The 19,455-nt window shown below is 73.8% G+C and carries 20 protein-coding genes and 1 pseudogene; 8 read left to right on the forward strand and 13 right to left on the reverse strand.

Going from position 1 to position 19,455, the window contains the following annotated elements:
* The first annotated feature begins 29 nt into the window (after positions 1 to 29).
* From LG395_RS15405 to LG395_RS15420, 4 genes are all read left to right on the forward strand, one after another.
* Positions 30 to 734 (forward strand): alpha/beta hydrolase, encoded by a 705-nt coding sequence (locus LG395_RS15405; protein ID WP_308071261.1) that lies wholly within the window; start codon positions 30 to 32, stop codon positions 732 to 734.
* 133 nt (positions 735 to 867) lie between these two features.
* Positions 868 to 2,118, forward strand: a complete 1,251-nt coding sequence (locus LG395_RS15410) for an ABC transporter substrate-binding protein (protein WP_225810095.1) — start codon at positions 868 to 870, stop codon at positions 2,116 to 2,118.
* The gene (locus LG395_RS15415) at positions 2,090 to 3,016 is read left to right on the forward strand and encodes a carbohydrate ABC transporter permease (RefSeq protein WP_225810097.1); all 927 of its coding nucleotides are present in this window, start codon (positions 2,090 to 2,092) and stop codon (positions 3,014 to 3,016) included. The genes LG395_RS15410 and LG395_RS15415 overlap by 29 nt, the downstream gene beginning before the upstream one ends.
* Before the next feature lie 11 nt (positions 3,017 to 3,027).
* Positions 3,028 to 3,843 carry a carbohydrate ABC transporter permease gene (locus LG395_RS15420; RefSeq protein WP_225810099.1) on the forward strand — a complete coding sequence of 272 codons (816 nt, stop codon included), beginning with the start codon at positions 3,028 to 3,030 and terminating at the stop codon, positions 3,841 to 3,843.
* 61 nt (positions 3,844 to 3,904) lie between these two features.
* Here LG395_RS15420 and LG395_RS15425 read toward each other — a convergent pair whose 3' ends face one another.
* From LG395_RS15425 to LG395_RS15445, 5 genes are all read right to left on the reverse strand, one after another.
* Entirely contained in the window at positions 3,905 to 4,135 is a 231-nt protein-coding gene (locus LG395_RS15425) for a hypothetical protein (RefSeq protein ID WP_225810100.1), read from the reverse strand.
* A gap of 34 nt (positions 4,136 to 4,169) precedes the next feature.
* Entirely contained in the window at positions 4,170 to 4,619 is a 450-nt protein-coding gene (locus LG395_RS15430) for a DUF5709 domain-containing protein (protein ID WP_171159490.1), read from the reverse strand.
* A gap of 11 nt (positions 4,620 to 4,630) precedes the next feature.
* Entirely contained in the window at positions 4,631 to 5,554 is a 924-nt protein-coding gene (locus tag LG395_RS15435) for a glyoxalase (protein ID WP_225810102.1), read from the reverse strand.
* Positions 5,555 to 5,644: 90 nt separating this feature from the next.
* On the reverse strand, positions 5,645 to 6,226 hold the full coding sequence (locus LG395_RS15440) for an AAA family ATPase (protein WP_225810104.1): 582 nt from the start codon (positions 6,224 to 6,226) through the stop codon (positions 5,645 to 5,647).
* Between the two features lie 64 nt (positions 6,227 to 6,290).
* Positions 6,291 to 7,013, reverse strand: a complete 723-nt coding sequence (locus tag LG395_RS15445) for an FAD binding domain-containing protein (protein ID WP_225810106.1) — start codon at positions 7,011 to 7,013, stop codon at positions 6,291 to 6,293.
* A gap of 196 nt (positions 7,014 to 7,209) precedes the next feature.
* Here LG395_RS15445 and LG395_RS15450 point away from each other — a divergent pair, with 196 nt between their 5' ends.
* Positions 7,210 to 7,614, forward strand: coding sequence for an ACT domain-containing protein (locus LG395_RS15450; RefSeq protein ID WP_171150292.1), 405 nt, complete (start codon positions 7,210 to 7,212; stop codon positions 7,612 to 7,614).
* A gap of 74 nt (positions 7,615 to 7,688) precedes the next feature.
* On the opposite strand, the gene LG395_RS15455 is transcribed toward LG395_RS15450, so the two are convergent.
* Positions 7,689 to 8,255: a TetR/AcrR family transcriptional regulator gene (locus LG395_RS15455; protein ID WP_171150293.1), complete on the reverse strand. Its 567-nt coding sequence runs from the start codon at positions 8,253 to 8,255 to the stop codon at positions 7,689 to 7,691.
* A gap of 85 nt (positions 8,256 to 8,340) precedes the next feature.
* Between LG395_RS15455 and LG395_RS15460 the strand changes: the two genes are divergently transcribed.
* Positions 8,341 to 9,264, forward strand: a complete 924-nt coding sequence (locus tag LG395_RS15460; RefSeq protein WP_225810108.1) for an SDR family oxidoreductase — start codon at positions 8,341 to 8,343, stop codon at positions 9,262 to 9,264.
* 306 nt (positions 9,265 to 9,570) lie between these two features.
* Here LG395_RS15460 and LG395_RS15465 read toward each other — a convergent pair whose 3' ends face one another.
* The 3 genes and pseudogenes from LG395_RS15465 to LG395_RS15475 all read right to left on the reverse strand — a co-directional run bounded on the left by LG395_RS15465 (position 9,571) and on the right by LG395_RS15475 (position 13,006).
* Positions 9,571 to 11,751, reverse strand: a complete 2,181-nt coding sequence (locus LG395_RS15465; protein WP_225810110.1) for an MMPL family transporter — start codon at positions 11,749 to 11,751, stop codon at positions 9,571 to 9,573.
* A 117-nt stretch (positions 11,752 to 11,868) separates the two neighbouring features.
* Positions 11,869 to 12,180, reverse strand: a pseudogene (locus LG395_RS15470) (SAM-dependent methyltransferase); the annotation flags it as partial.
* Between the two features lie 163 nt (positions 12,181 to 12,343).
* Positions 12,344 to 13,006 (reverse strand): ScbR family autoregulator-binding transcription factor, encoded by a 663-nt coding sequence (locus LG395_RS15475; RefSeq protein WP_225810111.1) that lies wholly within the window; start codon positions 13,004 to 13,006, stop codon positions 12,344 to 12,346.
* A 291-nt stretch (positions 13,007 to 13,297) separates the two neighbouring features.
* Between LG395_RS15475 and LG395_RS15480 the strand changes: the two genes are divergently transcribed.
* A complete protein-coding gene (locus LG395_RS15480) occupies positions 13,298 to 14,431 on the forward strand; it encodes an MFS transporter (RefSeq protein ID WP_263982625.1) in 1,134 nt (377 codons plus the stop codon).
* A 90-nt stretch (positions 14,432 to 14,521) separates the two neighbouring features.
* On the opposite strand, the gene LG395_RS15485 is transcribed toward LG395_RS15480, so the two are convergent.
* A complete protein-coding gene (locus LG395_RS15485; RefSeq protein WP_225810115.1) occupies positions 14,522 to 15,139 on the reverse strand; it encodes a sigma-70 family RNA polymerase sigma factor in 618 nt (205 codons plus the stop codon).
* Positions 15,140 to 15,381: 242 nt separating this feature from the next.
* A complete protein-coding gene (locus LG395_RS15490; protein WP_225810119.1) occupies positions 15,382 to 15,993 on the reverse strand; it encodes a hypothetical protein in 612 nt (203 codons plus the stop codon).
* A gap of 178 nt (positions 15,994 to 16,171) precedes the next feature.
* Between LG395_RS15490 and LG395_RS15495 the strand changes: the two genes are divergently transcribed.
* Positions 16,172 to 17,017, forward strand: a complete 846-nt coding sequence (locus LG395_RS15495; RefSeq protein WP_225810120.1) for a DUF1206 domain-containing protein — start codon at positions 16,172 to 16,174, stop codon at positions 17,015 to 17,017.
* Positions 17,018 to 17,037: 20 nt separating this feature from the next.
* Here the strand turns inward: LG395_RS15495 and LG395_RS15500 are convergent, their stop codons facing one another.
* A complete protein-coding gene (locus tag LG395_RS15500) occupies positions 17,038 to 18,750 on the reverse strand; it encodes an LCP family protein (RefSeq protein ID WP_225810123.1) in 1,713 nt (570 codons plus the stop codon).
* Between the two features lie 356 nt (positions 18,751 to 19,106).
* Positions 19,107 to 19,415, reverse strand: coding sequence for a hypothetical protein (locus LG395_RS15505; RefSeq protein ID WP_225810125.1), 309 nt, complete (start codon positions 19,413 to 19,415; stop codon positions 19,107 to 19,109).
* Positions 19,416 to 19,455 lie beyond the last annotated feature (40 nt).

Here is a 19,455-nt window from a genome sequence, read left to right on the forward strand (position 1 = left end):
GCACGCCTTTACCGCCGACCGTCGTGCTCGTGCACGGTGCGTTCACCGACGCCTCGTCCTGGTCGGGGGTCGTCCGTCGTCTGCACGCCTCCGGGCTGACGGTGTACGCGCCGGCGAACCCGCTGCGCGGCCTCGCGCACGACGCCGCCTACCTCAGGAGCGTGGTGGGCCAGATCGGCGCCCCGGTCGTGCTGGCCGGGCACGGCTACGGGGGCGCGGTCATCACCGCGGCCGACACCGACGACGTCGTGGCGCTGTGCTACGTCGCGGGTTTCGGGCTGGACGCCGGGGAGTCGCTGCTGGACGTCACACACCGCTTCTCCCCCATGCCGGGGCCGGATCCGACCGTCGCCCGCCGGCTTCCCGCCAAGTCTCCCGCCGGCCCGGACAGCGAGCTGTACCTCCGCCGCGAACGCTTCCTCGACGTGTACGCGGCCGACCTGGCGCCCGGGGTCGGCAGCGTGCTGTCCGTGACGCAGCGCCCGATCGCGCGGGGTGCGCTGACCGCGAGGTCGGGACCGCCCGCGTGGGCCCGCAAGCGGTCCTGGTACGCCATCGCCGCCGCCGACCGGATGCTCAGCCCGACCGCCCAGCGCTTCATGGCCCAGCGCATGGCGGCCACCGAACACGTCGTGGACGGTTCGCACGCCGTCGTCCTGTCACGGCCGGACGCGGTGGCGGCGATGATCCGGGAAGCCGCGGGCCAGAGCGCTGACCACGGAGCCCTGTACTGACGGACGAAATCTGCTGATCTTCCGATTGTCTGCTTCCGGTACCATCCCTGCTCGGGCTGGAACATGCCGGTATGGACGCACTCATCCGGACTCGGGAAGCCCGGTACCAGCAGCGCTCGGAAGGCACCACCCCATGAACACAGCGGTCAGACCGTCGGCGCGGCGGATCACCGCCCTCTTCGGAACCGTCGCCCTGGTACTGGCCGCCGCCGGGTGCGGCGGGGGAACCGGCTCCGGATCGGCCGGCGGCAAGGTGACCTCCATCACCGCCCTCGACTACTACACCGATGCCACCGAGCACGCCCAGTGGGGTGAGCGGCTCTCCGCCTGCGGCAAGGCCGCCGGTGTCACCGTCGAGCACAGGAGCGTGCCGGGGGCCTCCCTGGTCCCGCAGGTGCTGCGGCAGGCGTCGTCGCGGACCCTGCCCGACCTGCTGATGCTCGACAACCCCGACCTTCAGCAGATAGCGCGGACCGGAGCGCTGACCCCGCTCGACCGGTACGGCATCGACGCCGACGGCTACGCCGAGGGCATCCGGTCGGCGGGCACCTACCGGGGGAAGGTGTACGGGCTCGCGCCCACGGTCAGCACGGTCGCCCTCTTCTACAACAAGGACATGCTCGCCGAGGCCGGTGTCGCCGTGCCGAAGACCTGGGACGAGCTGAGGACGGCCGCGGCCCGGCTGACCCGGCCGGGCCGCTACGGCATGGCCGTGGACGCCAACGCCACCTTCGAGGGCACCTGGCAGTTCCTGCCCTTCCTGTGGTCCAACGGCGGGGACGAGAAACGGCTGGACAGCCCGCAGGCCGCCCAGGCCCTCCAGCTCTGGGTGGACCTGGTCAGGAGCGGGTCCATGTCGAAGTCGGTGCTGAACTGGACCCAGGCCGACGTCCACGACCAGTTCGTCGCCGGCCGGACGGCCATGATGGTCAACGGCCCCTGGCGGATCTCCGCGATGGACAGGACGGAGAACCTGCACTGGGGCGTGGCACCCCTGCCCGTCCGCCGGCTCGGCCAGCAACTGCTCACCCCGCTCGGCGGCGAGGTGTGGGCGGTCCCGCGGAACTCCTCCGAGGCCCGGCAGCGCGCGGCCGCCAGGGTACTGGCCTGCCTCAACGACCCCGCGAACATGCTCGCCCTGGCCGAGCAGTACCACACCGTGCCCTCCCGCTCCTCGGTGGCGTCCCGGTACGCCGAGCGGGTCCCGTCGATGGCCGCCTTCGTCAAGAGCGTGCAGGGAGCCCGGGCCCGTACCGGCGAGCTCGGCGTGAAGTGGCCGCGAGCGGCGACCGGGATCTACACCGCCGTGCAGGCCGCGCTGACGGGCGAGCAGACCCCCGAGGAAGCGCTCAGGCATGCGCAGCGGATCGCGACCGGCTCCTGACGGGGCGGCCCGGGCCCGGCTGCGGGCGCGGGTCTCCCGGTGGCTGTTCCTGCTGCCCGCCCTGGCCCACCTGTCGCTGTTCTTCGGTTACCCCGTCGTCAAGAACGTCGTGATGAGCTTCCAGGAGTACTCGGTGACGACGTTCTACACCGGTGCCGCGCCCTTCGTGGGTCTGCGGAACTACACGACCGCCCTGTCCGCGGACGCGTTCTGGCGGGCCCTGCTCACCACGGTCCTGTTCACCGCCGGTTCGCTCGCCGGGCAGTTCGTGCTCGGGCTGGCCCTCGCCCTGTTCTTCCACCGGAGGTTCCCGCTCGGCGGCCTGCTGCGGTCGCTCCTGCTGCTGCCGTGGCTGCTGCCCCTGGTCGTCTCCGGGACGACGTGGAGGTGGATGCTCGACACGGACAGCGGGGTCGTCAACCAGGCGCTGCGCGACCTCCACCTGCTGTCCTCGGGCATCCCCTGGCTGACCGGCACCTCCGAGGCGCTCGTGTCGGTGATCCTGGTGAACGTCTGGGTGGGCATCCCCTTCAACACCGCGATCCTGTACGGCGGGCTCCAGGACATCCCGGCGCACCTGTACGAGGCGGCGAAGCTGGACGGCGCCGGCCGGCTGGCGTCGTTCCGGCATGTCACCTGGCCGCTGCTGCGGCCCGTGGCCGGCGTGGTGCTGGTGCTGGGCGTCGTCTACACGGTGAAGGTGCTCGACATCATCCTCGTGGTGACGGGCGGCGGACCCGCCGACGCGACGCAGACCCTGGCCACCCGGTCGTACCAGCTGTCCTTCCAGCAGTTCGAGTTCGGGCGCGGCGCCGCGACGGGCAACGTGCTCGTCCTCGTCTCGCTCGCCTTCGCCCTCGTCCACCTGCGCGCCGACCGGCGCGCCCGGAACAGCTGAGGGGCCCCGCGGTGAAGCACGGACCCGCACGCGGCTCCCTGTCCACCCTCGTGGGCGTCCTCCTGCTCGGGGTGATGCTCTTCCCGGTGTACTGGATGGTGAACGCCTCCCTGCAACCGGCGGGCACCATGCTCACGGCGGGCTGGTTCCCCCGTCACCCCGACTTCGGCGGCTACGCCACCGCCCTGCGCGACCAGGGACGCAACCTGGTCACCAGCCTCGTCGTGGCGCTCGGCACCGTGGTGCTGACCCTCGGCCTCGCGGTACCGGCGGCCTACGCGCTCGCCCGGCTCCGCCTGCGGGGCGCCACGGCCGTGCTGTTCGGCATCCTGGTCACCCAGACGGTGCCGGGCATCGTCGTGGCCAACGCCCTGTACGGCGCCTACACCGACCTGGGACTGCTGAACTCCTACGGCGGGCTGATCCTCGCCGACTCGACCACGGGCGTGCCCTTCGCGGTCCTCGTCCTGCGCGCGTTCATGCGGAGCATCCCCGGGGAGATCATCGACGCCGCCCGCGTGGACGGTGCCGGACGGCTCCGCGTGCTGTGGTCCGTGGTGCTCCCGCTGAGCCGCAACGCGCTGATCACCGCCGGCCTCTTCAGCTTCCTGTTCGCCTGGAGCGACTTCCTCTTCGCGCTCACCCTGAACACCACGGACTCGGTGCGGCCGGTCACCGTCGGCGTCTACGAGTACCTCGGCGCCCACACGAACCAGTGGAACGCCGTCATGGCCACCGCCGTCCTGGCGTCCGTCCCGGCGGCGGCGCTGCTCGTCGCCGCCCAGCGTCACCTGGCCGCCGGGATCACCGGCGGAGCCCTCAGATGAGACCGGCCGGCCCCGGAGCGGGGCCGGCCGGCGGTGTCCACGCACGGAGCGCGGGGTGCCGCTACCGCCGGTCGACGCCGAGGTCCGTGTCGACGTCGTAGCCGGGCTCCGGCCCGCCGGCGGTGGGACGGGCGATGTCGGCGGCGAGGTCGAAGGCCGCCCCGTCGATCACGTCCTCCAGCGCGGACTCCTCCCGCTCGGCCTGGGCACGGCGGTGATGCTCCGCCATCCGTTCCCGGAGGTGCCGCAGGTGGTGGTGGCCGGTGTCCTGCCCTGGTTCCGCGCTGCTCATCGGGTGGTCCTCCGTGTCGGGCCCGCGGTGGGCGTCAGTAGCTCTCGGAGTCGGGGATCACGTGCATCGCGGCCTCCTCCGCCGAGGACCCGGCGCCGTCCAGGCCGCGGTCGGAGGCGAACAGGTCGGACTCGGTGTTCTCGTGGCTGCCCTCGTCGGGCGCGACGAGCCGTCCGGCGCGCTCGTCGCCGACCTCGTCGTCGACGAGCTCTCCGTCCGTGCCCCAGGTGTCGCCGATGCCGTCGCCCTCGGGGACGCCGATGTCCGGCACCTCCTCGGCGAGGCGCTCGTCCAGGCTCTCCCCCCGCCACCGTTCCGCCGCCGTGACACCGGTGTGCTCCACGCCCCAGGGGCGCTCCGGGGGCGAATAGCCCTCGTCCAGGGCCTCTTCGCCGCTCCGGTAGTCCAGGGTGTCGGACGCGTCCAGCAGGCCGGCGTCGTCCTGCACCTCCGACCCGTCCGGCTGGTAGACGTCATCCCCCATCGTCGCGTCGGTCACCCGCGATCCCCTCCTTGATGCAGTTCGGCCACATAGCCACCGGGGAACTCCACCATCGCGGAGGACCGGCCTCCCGAAGCGTACGGCCCCCACAGCACCTTCGCGCCCGCCGCCCCGGCCCTGCGCAGCGTCGCCGGCAGGTCCTTCACCGCGTAGCCGGTGGTTTCCCGGCCGAAGGGGTAGGGCAGGTGGCCGTCGGTGACGCTGACGACCGTGTTGCCGTACGGGGAGCGCAGGGCGAGACGGCGGTACGTCTCCCCCGGCCGGCCGAGGTCACCGCCGTCCGCCGCGCGCTGGTCGGCGACGATCCGGCCGCCGGTGAAGCGCAGGTAGGAACGGAGGAACGCGTCCACCGAGTCCGCTGTCAGATAGACGCGGTTGTCCGGCACGGTCTCCAGCGGCGCGTACGACGGCACCTTGGTGTGCCAGTACAACTGGGCGTTGACCCCGCCCGGGAACTGCACGACCGCGTCCCGGCCGATGGGGTCGTCGAAGGGCTCGACGACGACCTGGGCCCCGCTCTTGCGGGCGAGGCGGACGCCCGTGTCGAAGTCGCTCATGAGCCAGCCCGTCCGTTCGCTGCCGAACGGATAGGGCACGGGCGTGTGGAAGTCGAAGACGGACAGGGTCCCGACCGGCGAGAAGACCAGCTCGGACTCGGTGGTGCTGGGCGTCGGGGTGACCGTCGTGACGACCTTGGCCGTGTGGCTCCCGCCGAAGGTCGCCTCCCAGCTCGCGACGAACGCGTCCGTGGCGCCGGGGGTGACGTAGACGTGCGTGGTGTCGTACTGCGGTCCGACCGCCGTGGTTGTGGCCGCGGCCCGGTCCTCGTTCTGGGCCGAGGACGGAGCCCCGGAGCCCACCACGCTGAGCGCCACCAGTAACGCGGGCAGCACCCATGCCGTCGCCTTGCGCTTCATTCCCGTCCCCTTCGTTCGGACCCTGTGCACCGAAACGGTAGGAGCCCGGCGCGGGGGCGTTGATCCCGACAGCGCCCCGGGTGTTGCCTGTCAGGGAACAGTGCGGCGTCCCGTCACCGGCGGACGCCCGTGACGCTGGACGGGCGGGGCCGCGGCGGGCGCCGGACGCGCCGCTTCCCGGTCGGCCCCCGCGGACCGCGTGCCGTCGGTCCGGTCCCGCACCCGGAAGCCTCCCCGCCCGTCGAACCGGACCTCGCGCACCGCGTCGAAGCCGTCCCGCGGCGACGGCCTGCGCAGCCGCTTCGCCGTGGCGAGGACGCCGATGTCGGGGACCCGGTCTCGGCCCTCGCGCGCGGCGTTGCGCCGCAGAGAGCCCGTCACGTCCGGCGGGAACCAGTAGGCCGTCACGGTCGCCCCGTGGGCGTGGGCCGCCTCCACCAGCGGTCCCCACTCCCGCGGTGACGGATTGGTGTTGTCCACGGCCACGGCCCGTCCGGCGGCCAAATGCTCGGCCACCAGCCGCATCTGCCGGCCCTGCCTGTTCCGGGCACCGCGTGCGAACAGGTCCTTGCCGACCAGCGCGTACCGGCCGGCCAGGCACTGCGCGTAGAAGGTGGACTTGCCGGCGGCCTGCAAACCGACCAGCACCGCCACGTCCGGTTTCGTCGCCATACCCGCCACGATGACACGCCCGTGCACGACCGCGGGGTGCAGTCGCCCTCCTCAGCCGCCCCCCTCAGCCCGTGCCGCGCCTTTCCAGCAGGCCGACGACCTGGGGGCGTACGACGTCCCACGCGGCGGCCGGCAGCTCGCCGAGGGCGGTGCCGCGCAGTGCTTCGAGGGCCTCGCCGGCGCCGGCGTCGCCGGGGGCGGTTCCGCTGAGCACCTCGTAACCGTCCCGTACGGCGACCCGCACCCGGTGGGGCCCGCCCGGCCCGGCGTGCAGGGCCGAGGCGACGACGAGGGGCGGCGCGCCGCCCGCCTGGGCCGGCAGCTTGCGGTACGCCGAGGCGGTCGGCGTGCGCCAGCGCAGGCCGATCAGCACCGGCCGCTTGGCGACCACCTCGGCCAGGCCGGCCTCACGGACGCCGTCGGCCTCCAGGACCGTCGCGCGGGCGTCCAGGACGAGCGCGGCGGGCAGCAGGCAGCGCAGCGTGCTGCCCGCGATGTTGCCGCCCACGGTCGCCGTCCGCCGTACGGCGCCGGTGCCGACCGTGGCGGCGGCCAGCCGCAGGACGTCCGGCACCCGTACGTCGATCCGGCACAGGATCACGGCGCCGCCCACGGTCTGCGGGCCCAGGACGTTCGCCTCCGGCAACTCCCGCAGGGACATGGCCAGTCCGGGGAATCCCTCGCGTTGCCAGGTCGCCCACACGAGGGTCGCCCCGCCTACCGGCACGGCCCCCTCGGCCAGGCACTCCTGGGCTTCCGCCACGGACGTGGGCAGACGCAACAGCACGGCGGCCGACCTGCCTTCCTGGGCTCGGACGATGCGCGGGCGCGCCCGGCCGCCGCCCGCCGACAGCGCAGTCTTGTCCCACGAACGGGGGCGCGTACAGGGCTCACACGGGCACGCACCGCGCTCCCGTCCCGTCGGCGCACCGGGGCGCCCGGCCGGGCGGCCGGCCCCCGGCACGGCCCGTAGGGTGGGACCCGTGACAGGCGAGACCGATCTGCGCGCCCTGCTCGGCGGCATGCGGCCGGAGCTGAACCCGGGCCGCTATGTCTTCACCATGGCCGAGGGCGGCGTACCGTCCGGCTGTTCCCCGGTGGTCACGGTCGCCGAGCAGGAGGGCCTCACCCTCGTACTGCCGCAGGCGGACGCGGACGCGGCCGGGATGGCGTACGACTACGTGGCCGGGTGGATCACCTTGCGCGTGCACTCCGCGCTGGACGCGGTCGGGCTGACCGCCGCGGTCTCGCGGGCGCTCGCGGACGCGGGTCTGAGCTGCAATGTCGTGGCGGGCTTCCACCACGACCACCTCTTCGTGCCCCATGACCAGGCCGAGCGGGCCGTGGAGGTCCTGCGGCGACTGGCGGACGCCACGCCTGAGCCGTAGCGGCACCGGCCGCGCCGCGGCGCGCGGGCACGCGACCGGCGCCTGCCGGGAGCGGCCGGGGCCTGCACCGCGGCTCAGCCGCCGGCGGCCACCGCCCTGAACTCGGTCAGCGCTTCTCGCACCAGGCCGGTCAGGTCGCGGTCCCCGGGCGCCGCCAACCAGCGTTCGAAGCCGACCCTGAAGACGGCCACCCCGGCCTCGGCGGCGAGGCTCGCGGCCGGCTCCGGGACGCCGCGCCCGCGCAGGGTGCCCGCGAGGGCGGTCGACAGGGAAGCGAGCTTGATCAGCTCGCGCTCCTTGAGTTCCGCGTTCGCCGTGATCACGGCGTGCCGGGCGCGCGCGAACGCGCGGCGGTCGGCGAAGACCTCCGAGACCGCGTCGAGCCCGGCGGCCACCGCCTCGATCGGTGCGGCGTCCGCCGACGCGCCGGTGACCGCCCGCACGAACAGGTCCTCCAGCTCCCCCGCGCCGCCGAACAGCACCTCGCGTTTGTCGGCGTAGTGGCGGAAGAAGGTGCGCTCGGTCAGTCCGGCGCGCTTGGCGATCTCGGCGACGGTGGTCTGCTCGTACCCGCGTTCGCCGTAGAGCTCCAACGCCGCTTCCGCCAGGCGCTCGCGCGCGTTCGGCTGCCATCTGCCCATGCGGAGATCCTACGCGATGACAGTCACTGACATAGAGTGCTAAGGTCCATGACAGTCACTGACATCAAGAGTCTGGGGTTCTCCCATGCGTTTCTTCGTGACCGGGGCGTCCGGCTGGATCGGCTCCGCCCTCGTGCCCGACCTCGTCGAGGCGGGACACCAGGTCGTCGGGCTGGCCCGCTCCGACGCCTCCGCCGCCGCGCTCACCGCGGCCGGAGCGGAGGTCGTCCGCGGCACCGTCGACGACCTCGCCGTGCTGCGGGACGCCGCCACCGCCTCGGACGGGGTGATCCACCTGGCCTTCAAGCACGACCTGGCCTTCAGCGGCGCGTTCCAGGAGGCGGCCGAGGCCGACCGCCGGGCCGTGGACGCCTTCGGCGACGCCCTCGCCGGCACCGGACGGCCCTTCGTCCTGGCCTCCGGGCTGCTCGGGGTCGCACCCGGGCGGCTCGCCACCGAACGGGACAGGCCGGCGCTCCACGGCTCGCACTTCGCCATCCGGCAGACCACCGCGGAGGCGGCGCTGGCCCTCGCCGAACGCGGTGTCCGCTCGTCCGTGGTGCGGCTCTCCCCCACCTGCCACGGCGAGGGGGACAACGGTTTTGCCGCGAGCCTGGTCGCCGTCGCCCGCGCCAGGGGCGTCTCCGGCTACCCGGGCGACGGCACCACCCGCTGGCCGGCCGTGCACCGCCTCGACGCCGCACGGCTGTTCCGGCTGGCGGCCGAGAAGGCGCCCGCCGGTTCGGTGCTGCACGGTGCGGCGGAGGAGGGTGTCGCGCTGCGTGACATCGCGGAGGTGATCGGCCGTCATCTTCAGGTGCCGGTGACCTCCGTGGCGCCCGAGGACGCCGCCGAGCACTTCGGCTGGCTGAGCGGCCCCCTCGGCTTCGACGCCGTCGCGTCGAGCGCCCTGACCCGCGAACTGCTGGGCTGGGAACCGGTCCAGCCCGGTCTCCTCGCGGACCTGGACGAGGGCCACTACTTCCGCGGCCCCGCCACCACCGGCTGACCGCGCAGGCCCGTCCTCGCTCCGGGCGGTCCTCGCCCCGGTCACGGAGCGGTTCCCGGGCAGGAAAAAGTCCTGCCGGGCCATGTGGCCCGGCAGGACTCGTCGTTCAGGCCGCCCGCAGCCCGTCGCGGCGCGCGGCGGAACCGGCCGGTGTCATCCACCGCCCGTACGCGCGGCGGAACTCACCGGTTCCCACCGGCCGCCGCCCGGGCCTGCCGTTCGGATCGTGCCGGGCTCGCGGGCCCTGGCACCGCGCCCTGATCCGGCCTGAACCGGCCTGAACCGGCCTGATCCGAACGAGAGACCCTAACCGCGGCGCCCGGCCGGATCCCGGTCCTCCTCGCCCCGGACCGGCCCGGAGCCGGTCGTCCCGGCACCGGTGCCGGCGGCCGGCACCACCGCCCGGTCGGCGTGGCCCGGCCACCAGGCCGCGTGGCCGATCAGGGCCGTGAGGCTCGGGGTGAAGAACATCGCCATGACGAACGCGGCCACCGCGATGCCGAAGGAGACCGCGAAGCCCATCTCCGAGAGCAGCGCGTTGCCGGCCAGCATCATCGTGGCGAAGGTCGCCGCCAGGATGAATCCCGCCGCGGCCACGGTCGGCCCGGCGTGCCGGAGCGCCATGCCGGCGGCCTCGCGCGGCTCCCGGCCCTCACGGGCTTCCTCGCGCAACCGGGCGATCATGAGGATGTTGTAGTCGGTGCCGATCGCGACCACGAAGAGGTACATGATCACCGGCAGCATGAACATCAGGCCGGAGTGACCCTGCGCGTCCTGGAAGATCCACACCGTGGCACCGAGGGTGGCGCCGAAGCCGAGGCCCACCGAGGCGATGAGGTACCAGGGCGCGACCACACTGCGCAGCAGCAGGCCCAGGATGACCATGATCAGGGCGGCGGCGACGGGGAAGACCGTCCGGTAGTCGTGGTTGACCGCCGCGTCGATGTCCTTGTAGATCGAGGACATGCCGCCGACGAGCGCCTTGGTGCCCCCGGGCGCCGACGAGTGCGCGACGTCACGGACCTTGCCCACCGCGTCGATCGCCTTGTCCGTCGACGCCTCGTACTTGAGCGTGACGGTGAAGTCCGCGGTGGTGCCCGCCTTGTTCACCTGGGTCAGGCGGGCGCTCGCGACACCGTCCACGGCACCGAGCTTGCCCGCGTACGCGTCGAAGACGGACTTGTCGAGCGGCTTGCCGTCGGTGCTGGACAGGTAGACGTCGGTCGGCGCCGCGGCGCCCGCCGAGTACGCCTTCTGCATCTCGTCCTGGACGACCATGGACTCCTTGGTCTTGGGCATGGAGCCCGACGCCAGGTCGAAGGTGGCCTTGTAGCCGAGGGTGCCGAGCGACAGGACGAGCAGGACGAGGCCCGAGACGACGGCGGTCAGCGCCGGGCGGCGCTGGACACCCCGGCCGAGAGCGGCGAAGCGGGCGTTCTCGGGTTCCGTCTTCCAGGACTTGGAGGGCCAGAAGACCTTCGGTCCGATGAGGGAGACCACGGCGGGGATCAGGGTCAGACCCGCGACCAGCGTGGCACCGACCGCGATGGCGAGCGCCGGGCCCATCTGCTTGAGGAAGCCCAGCGTGGACAGCACCAGGGCGAGGAACGCGATGATGACCGCGCCGGCCGCCGAGGCGATGGCCTCGCCGACCCGGCCGACCGCGTTGACCATGGCCTCCTTGGGCTCGTCACCGGCCCGCAGACTCTCCCGGTAACGGAATATCAGGAACAGGAAGTAGTCGGTGCCCACGCCGAAGAGCACCACGATCAGGATGGAGGAGATCGAGCTGTTGGCCTCCAGCCCGAACAGCTTGGTGGCGTAGGCGATCAGCCCGTTGGCGACGGCGGACACCAGTCCGATCAGCAGCAGGGGCAGCACGGCGAGGATCGGTGCCCGGAAGATGATCAGCAGGGTGATCAGGATGATCCCGAAGGTGCCGATGCCGATCAGCGCCTCGCCCCGCTTGGAGGAGTCCTGCTGGTCGAGCGCCTGCGCGGCGGAACCGCCGAGCTTGGCCTCCAGGTCCGTGCCCTTGGCCAGTTTCTTGGCCTCGTCACGCAACTCCTTGGCTGCGTCGGCCTGTTTGGGCTGGCCGGCGGTCTTGCTGTCCATCTGGACGAGGGTCAGGTCGTACCTGCCGTCCTTGGACGGCCGGCCGGGGACGACCTTCTGTACCTCGTCGATGTGCTTCTCGCCCAGCTCGGACGTGATCCGGGCGACATCGCGCACGTCGGCGGCGGTGAGCTTGCCGCCGTCGGTGCGCTGGTAGAGCACGATCGCCGACGGCGTGAAGGCGCTGGGGAACGCCTTCTCCTGCAGCTGCGCCGCCTGGATCGACTCGTAACTCTTGGGCAGAAAGCTGCTCTCGTCACTGTTCGAGGGCAGACTCGGAGCGGTGGCCACGATGGCCACCGCGGCGATCAGCCACGCCACGATCGTCCAAATGGGATGACGGACGACGGCGTTGCCTATTCTTCGGAACATGCGGAGGGTCCTCCTGGGAAGGAAGATCACCGCAGCCCGGGGAGCGGTCCCTGGCATCGGCGACCCCGACCGGCCCGTGACGAGCGGCCGGTCGCATGGTTGTCTTGGCCTCACATCCTAGTGACCGCGGACCTGCATCCTCTCATCGACATAGGCGTCAGGCGGCCGGTGCCAGACGAACACCTCGGTGCTCGGGACCCGTTCGGCGAACCGGCCCGCCGGGGAGGCGCTGCCGAGCAGACGGCGCAGGTCCGTCTCGAAGACCGCGCGGTCCGGGCCGAACAGGGGCGGGGCGGCGAAGGACATGGAGAACGTCCAGGCGACGACGTCGTCCGTGGTGCGCACCAGCGCCTGTCCACCGGGTACGACATGCCGCTCCGGGCCCGCGAATCCGGCCCCGGAGAACACCGCCGCCTCACCTCCCGGCGTGGTCCCCGCGGCCGGACGGGCGTGACCGGTTGCCGGCCCCTCGGACGCAGGGCTCGGACGAGGCCCCGCGCAAACCGTCCTGACGGTTTGGTACATGCCGGTACGAGTGCCTCCGCGATGTCTCGGAGACAGCCGTCGGTGAGAGGCGGGCGCGGCGCCGGCGTCAGGCGGAGACGCCGGCGAGGGCCGCCGAGTTCCGCCGCACCTCGGCGATCACGCGGGCGCCCCGGTCCGGAGCGGTGTCCAGCCGGACGAGGACGGCCGGGGCCGCGATGGCCGGCAGGAGGTGCCCGTACAGCGCCGACATGCGGTCGTCGAGGTCGGCCCAGCCGGCCACGGCCTGCGAGACGAACTGCACGCCGATCCAGGCGCCGAGGAAGACCTGGGCGGTCTCCTCCGGGTCCACGTGCGGCAGCACCTCGCCGCGTTCCTTCGCCTCCGCCAGCACACACGAGGTCAACCGGGCCCAGGCGGGCCAGGCGCTGCCGAGGACGTCGTGGCCCTGGAGGTCGGCCGAGAGCCGGACGCCGGCGAGCAGGACCGGCTCCTGCGGCAGCCGCTTGGCGAGGGTCATGCCCGCGTCCACCCACTCCTGCAACTTCAGTTCGCGGGGCAGGTGGTACTCGGTCCGCAACTGCTCCTGCAGCACGCCACGGGCGAGGGCCGCCTTGGAGTCGAAGTGGAAGTACAGGGCGCCCTTGGTGACACCGGCCCGGTTCAGGATCTCGGCGATGGTGGCGGCCGCGTATCCGCGTTCCGCGAAGACGGCGGCGGCCGCTTCCAGAACAGCACGTCGGGTCCGGACAGCTCGCTCCTGCTGAGCCATGGACCCTCCCCCAAGCTGAAAATTAAACCAAACAGCTCGTACCCTACCGCACGGCGTCCGAACGGAAGGGCGGGCCAAGGCGGTCGACGGGGACTTGGCACATGCGCCCGGCACGGAACGCTCCGGCCATGGCGGTGAGCCGCAATTCGGTTGCGGCGGGACCGGTGCGGCCGGTGAGCTGAGCGCATGGGCGGTGCCACGGAGCCGGCGCGGTGGACCAGGCCGGGACGAGAACGTGCGGTCCGCGCACGACCGGCCGCATGGCGCGGCCCGGCGGTGCTCGCGGCCCTCATGCTGGCCGCCTTCACCTTCAACACCGCGGAGAACCTGCCCATCGGCCTCCTCGACCTCGTGTCCGACAGCCTCGGGGTGTCCCTGCCGGCCGTCGGGCTGCTGGTCACCGGGTACGGCGTGACGGTGGCCGTCGCCTCCCTGCCGCTCGCCCACGCCCTGCGGGCCGTGCCCCGGCGTCACGTGCTCACGGGGGTGCTGGCCGCGCTGGTCGTGTCCAGCCTGGGCGGGGCCGTGGCCGGCTCGTACTGGCCGCTCCTCGGGGCACGGCTGCTGACCGCCCTCGCGCAGGCGCTGTTCTGGGCGGTCACGGGACCGGTCGCGGTGGGCCTGTTCGCCCCGGAGGTGCGCGGGCGTGTGGTCGGGGCGCTGTCCGTCGCCGGTTCGCTCGCCCTGGTCCTCGGTGTCCCCGCGGGGACCTGGCTGGGCCGGCAGCACGGCTGGCCGGTGCCGGTCGCCTGCCTGGCGGTTCCGGGGCTGGTCTGCCTCGTGACCATCGCCGCCCTGCTGCCCGCCTCGCGCCCGGAGGACGAGCCCGCCGCCTACGGCGGCAGCCCCGACGTCCGCCGGTTCACCACCGTGCTGGCGGCGGGATTCCTCTCCGCCACCGGGGCGTTCGCCGGATACACCTACCTGGTGACGTTCCTGGACGACGTGAGCGGGTTCGCCCCCCGCACGGCCGGCGCATTGCTCGCGGTCTTCGGTGCCGCCTGTCTGGCCGGGGTGAGCGTCACCGCGGCGCTGCTGGACCGGTTCCCGCACGTCGCGCTGCCCACGGCCGTGGCCACCCAGGCGCTCGGCATGCTCGGCCTGTCCGCGGCGGGCGGCCGTCAGGCCGTGGCGGTGCTCTGCCTGGTGCTGATGGGCGGTGCGCTCGGACCGGTGTTCATGACCGCCCAGAACGCGATGCTGCACTGGGCGCCGGGCCGCACGGACCTCGCCCTCGCGGCGAACTCCGGCGCCTACAACGCCGGTATCGCGGCGGGCGCCGCGCTCGGAGGCCTGATCCTGCCGCTCGCCGGTGCGCGGGGCACCTTCCTCGCCGGCGGGCTGCTGACGGCCGGCGCCTGCGTGGTGCTGCTGGTCGGCGGACGTGGGCGGCGGGGCGTGGGAGCGGACGCGGAAGCGCGCTGATCAGGGTCCACCGTCCGCCTCCGTCCCGTGTCGGGCCCCGCCCTGGTCCCGGTGGGGCCGGCGGCGCGCCGGTCCCACCGGGCCGGGCGTTCAGGCGGCCGGCGGGCCGGCGGGCTGTTCCGCCGCTTCGAGCAGGCGGATCAGCGTCGCCCTGGCACGTGCCACGCGGGAGCGGACCGTGCCGACGGGGCAGTCGCCGACCTCGGCCGCCTCGGCGTAGGGCAGGCCGAGCAGCTGGGTGAGGACGAACGCCTCCCGGCGCTCGGCCGGCAGCCCGGCGAGCAGGTCCAGCAGCGCGATGCCGTCGTCGAATCCGGGCAGGCCGCGCGGCTGGGCCGACTCGACCGCCCGTTGCCAGTCGGCCGCGTCGGACAGCCGGGGCCGCGCCGCGGCGTGGCGATGGCTGTCGGTCACCGCCCGGCGGGCGATGGACAGCAGCCAGGCCCGCGCCGAGGAGCGGCCCTCGAAGCGGTGCAGGCTGCCGAGGGCGCGCAGGAACGTGTCCTGGGCGAGGTCGTCGACGGCCTGGGGATCGGCGCAGAGGTGGGCGACGTACCGCTGGACGTCGCGGTGCAGGGCGCGGACGAAGTGCTCGACCGCGTCGGCGTCACCGTGACGGGCGGCCAGCGCCCACGCGGTCTCCGACTCGTCGGCGGCTGCCGTCCGGCCGTACGCGGTCCGTGCTGTGGGCAGGACAGGAGTGATCACCTGGTGTCCTTCTCGGGCCGACCGTGACCGGACCGGGGCACGCCTGGCGCTTGCCGGTCCGGTGGGGGGAACGGCCCTGCGGCACGCACACGGGCCGTGGCCGACGGCACGCCGGTACGGGCGTGCCGGGGTGCGACCGCACCCGGCGACGGGCGTGAGCGGCTGCCGCGCCGCCGGAGCGTGCGCGGGCGCGGGGCCGTGGACCGAGGCGCTCGGAGGCGGCCCCGGTGTACCGGCTGTCCTCAGACGACAGCGGTCCCCGTGGGCGGCCCGCGCGAGGTGATCGCGTGGCAGAGCAGTTCGAGGCCCGGCGCCCGGTCCGAGCGGGGCCGGCGCGGGCGGGGGCCGGGGTGGTCGGCGGGGGCGGGCAGGGCCAGCAGCAGGCGCAGCGGCACGGCCAGCCGGCCGGCCACCGCCCGCAGGACGCGGAAGGCGGCCCGCTCGCCGTACGCCAGCCACAGTCCGGTGAGGAGCGCGGCGAGCAGGTGCGCGGCGAGCATCCCGGACGCCGGCCAGCCGGTCCCGTCCGTGGAGTGCGCCATGTGCGCCATGTGGCCCATGTCCACGGCGTCCGCCGGCATGGCGCCCATGCCCGCCGGCACGGGGGGCGACGGGGTGCCGGGGGCAGCGGTCCGCGCGAGGGAGAACGCCGAGTGCAGGGCCGCCTGGGCGGCGACGACGAGCGGGACGACCAGCGCCGGGCCACGCTCACGGCCGGTCAGGCACCAGCCCGCGCCACCGGTGCCGGCGAGGCCGGCGGCCAGCGCCCACGCGGGCGCGTCACGGCCGGACATCAGGACGTGCCCCAGGGCGGCGAGTACGACGCAGACGGCCGCGAACACGGCCGTACGCAACCGTGCGCACACCCCACCCTGCCGTCATGACCCCCCGTCCTGGCACCCGGGAACCGTTCTCCACGGGGAGGTACGCAAACCGCCCGCCCCGGTGCTCAACGGGCCCTCCGCCTCCCCTCGGGACGGGGCACGCGGCGGGGCAGGTGTCGGACTCGTGCCCGGGGGCATCCGGCGCTGTATGGATGCACACACATGGACACTGCGGGGTCGGTCCCGGGCGCGGCGGGCGGCGAACAGCCCGGCCGTGGACGCGGCGGCCAGGGCGGGCTTCGCCGCGCGTGGGCTGATCTATGTGCTGGTGGGCGTCATCGCGGTGCAGATCGCCTTCGGCGGTGACGGCGGCGGGCAGCAGGCCGACCGCGGCGGTGCCCTCGGCGAGCTGGCCGGAAAGCCGTTCGGTTCGGTGATGCTGTGGATCGTGGGCGTCGCGCTCGCCGGGATGGCGTTGTGGCGGCTGTCCGAGGCGGCGTTCGGCGGCTACGGCCCCGACGGGTCCAAGCTCTCCCGGCGGGCGGCGGCCCTTGGCCGCTGCGTCTTCTACTGCTTCGTGTCCTACTCGGTGCTCTCCTACGCGGCCGGGGAGCGGGGCAGCGGCAGCGGTTCCTCCGACCGGAACACCGACGACGTCACCGCACGGGTGCTGGAGTGGCCCGGCGGCCAGTGGCTCCTCGGGCTGGCGGGGGCCGCCGTGGTGATCGCCGGCGGGTGGATCTCGGTGCGGGCCGTGCGGCGCAAGTTCCGGGACAAGCTGCGGACCGAGGCCATGTCCGCCCGGGTCCGGCCGGTGGTGGAGGGCCTCGGGGTGACGGGCGGCACGGCCCGTGGCGTGGTCTTCGCGACGGCGGGTGTGTTCGCGCTCGTCGCGGCCGTCCAGCACCAGCCGGGCAAGGCCAAGGGCATGGACGACACCCTGCGCTCGTTCCGCGACCTGCCGGCCGGGCCCTGGCTGCTCGCCCTGGTCGCGCTCGGCTTGGCCGCGTTCGGCGTCTTCTCGTGGTGCAACGCGCGCTGGCGCAAGCTCTGACCCGGTGCTCCCGCGACCGCTCAGGCGTCGGAGTCGGGCTTGCTCCGCGCCGCGGCGTAGGCCTGGGACGGTGTCATGGGGACGCCGCCGTACGTGACCGTCCGGTAGGGGCTCACCTTGGCGCAGGTCTTGGCCTGGTCGGCGGTGGAGGCGTGGGCGCCTCCGACGGCGGCCTTGGTGTCGGCGGGCGGGGGCGCGGACGAACCGCCCGGGTAGCTGGTGCCGCTCGGCCAGTCGCCGCCGATCACCAGGGTCAGGCCGCTGCCGGTGCCCTGCACCAGATGGGACGAGGGCAGGCCGAGCGCCTTGGCCACCGTCCGGGCCGCGGCCTTCTCGCCGGTTCCGTAGGTGAGGGTGGTGCTGCCGGCGGGGCTGGGGGCGTTGGCCGTCGTCGTGGCGGGGCTGAAGCCCTGGCCGGTCAGGGCGGTCGCGAGGGCGGAGGCGCGGCCGGTGATCGCGGTGCCGTTCTCTACCGTCACCGCGATCCCGGCCGCCGGCACGGCGGAGGCGGTGGCCTTCGCCTTGGCGGTCGCGGAGGCCGCCGCGGACTTCTTGCCGGAGCCGGTGGTCAGGGCCTGGTCGTCGGCGATGGTGGCGAACAGGCTCTTGGCGCCCGGGCCCACCACCACCCGGTCGCTGTCGCCGGGATCGGGGGCCGTCTGCATGGTGGTGAAGGTGATCCGCCTGGTGGGCACCTTGTTCACGTCGTCGGCGAGCGAGATCAGCTTCTTGACCGTGCCGAGGCCGTCGTCCACGGTCAGCGCCTTGGTGGCGGCGTCGGCGAGGTCGTAGACCGCGGTGGGGTCGGTGAGCGTGCCCGCGCTCTTGAACTTGCGGATCATCGCGCTGAGGAAGATGTGCTGCGAGACCGTGCGGCCGAGGTCGCTGCCGTCCCCGAAGCCGTGCCGGGAGCGGACGAACTCCAGGGCCGCGACGCCCTTGAGGGTGTGGGTGCCCTTGGACAGCTTCAGGTGGGAGTAGGTGTCGTAGACGTCGTCGCTGACGCACACGGAGACGCCGCCGACCGCGTCGGACATCTTCACGACGCCGGAGAAGTCGAGCTTGACGAAGTGGTCGATGGGTATGCCGGTGAGCTGGTGGACGGTGGCCACCTGGCAGGCGGGCCCGTACTGCAGCGCGCTGTTGATCTGGCCGTAGTAGCCGTTGGTGGACTGCCCCGACTCGCTGTCCTGGCAGGCCGGGACCTTGGTCATGGTGTCGCGGGGGATGCTCATGACGGTGGCGTTCGAGCGGTCGGCGGATATGTGCAGCACCATCTCCACGTCGGCGTTGCTGCCGGTCTGCACGCCGGTCTTCGCGCAGCCGCCGCCGAGCTTGCAGTCCGTCGCGCTGGTCCGGCCGTCGGAGCCCATGACCAGGATGTTGATGGGGGTGCGGCCGAAGGCGTCGGCCTTCTCCGAGCCGCCCTTGCCGTCCAGGGAGACGCTGTGGATGTTGCCGTTCAGGTGCTCGTAGAACCACCAGCCCGCGCCGGCGGTGACCACGATCAGGACGGACAGGCCGATCCCGAGGATCTTCAGCACCCGCCTGCCGCGCCGTACCGGCCGGGCCCGGCGGGACCCTTTGCCGCCGCGCGCCCGCGAGGCCGCGCGGGCCGCGGCCCGGCCGCCCGGCGGACGCGCGCCGTCCGGCTCCGCCGCGCGCTGCCGGGGCACCCGCGCGCCACGGCTGCGCGTGCCGTGGCCCGCCGGCCCGTCCCACGGGTCGCTCATCTCCCACTTCCCTGAACGGTCGGGCCTGCGGCACATCGGTTGCGTGGTTGCGCAATCTAGCAAACACGTTGCCGGAACAGCGCGGATCCACAGCCGACGCACAGGCGAGGCCATCTCATCGCGAGGCCGTCCGCGTCCGGAGCGGCACGGCAGGCGGAGTGTACGTGCCCTTGGTAAGCGTCCGGCGTGAATCCCGCGCCGGGACGGAGCGGCGTACGCGCGCGGCCGGCCCCCGCCCGCCGCGGCATGGACCAGGTCATCCCGCCACGGCATGGACCGGGGTCATGGCGTCCGGGCCGTCGACGCGGCGGATCCGCCGCCGGTCATCGCGACGGGGCGGAGCGGTCCGGCGGGCTTCAGCCGCGCCAGGTGCCGACCGAGGGCGGGCGGGGAGCGCCCATCCGGCCGACGTGGCACACGCGACACCGCTCTCCGGCCCGCGACCCGGCCCACATCGGACACAGCCGGACCGGTGCGGCGGAGGGCGCCGCGAGCACGTGCGCGAGGGTCGCGGACATCACGGCGGGCGCGGCCAGCACCACGACGGGCGCGGCCAGCACCGCCCATGGGGTCGCGAGCACCGCAGCGGACGCGGCCGGCACCCCCACGGACGCCGCGGACACCACGGCCGCCGCGACCAGCACCCCCACTGAGGTCGCGATCACCACAGCGGGCGCGGCCGGCGCCTCCGCGGGCGGGTCCTGG

The sequence above is a fragment of the Streptomyces spinosus genome (genome assembly GCF_020400655.1).
Taxonomy (GTDB): domain Bacteria; phylum Actinomycetota; class Actinomycetes; order Streptomycetales; family Streptomycetaceae; genus Streptomyces; species Streptomyces argyrophylli.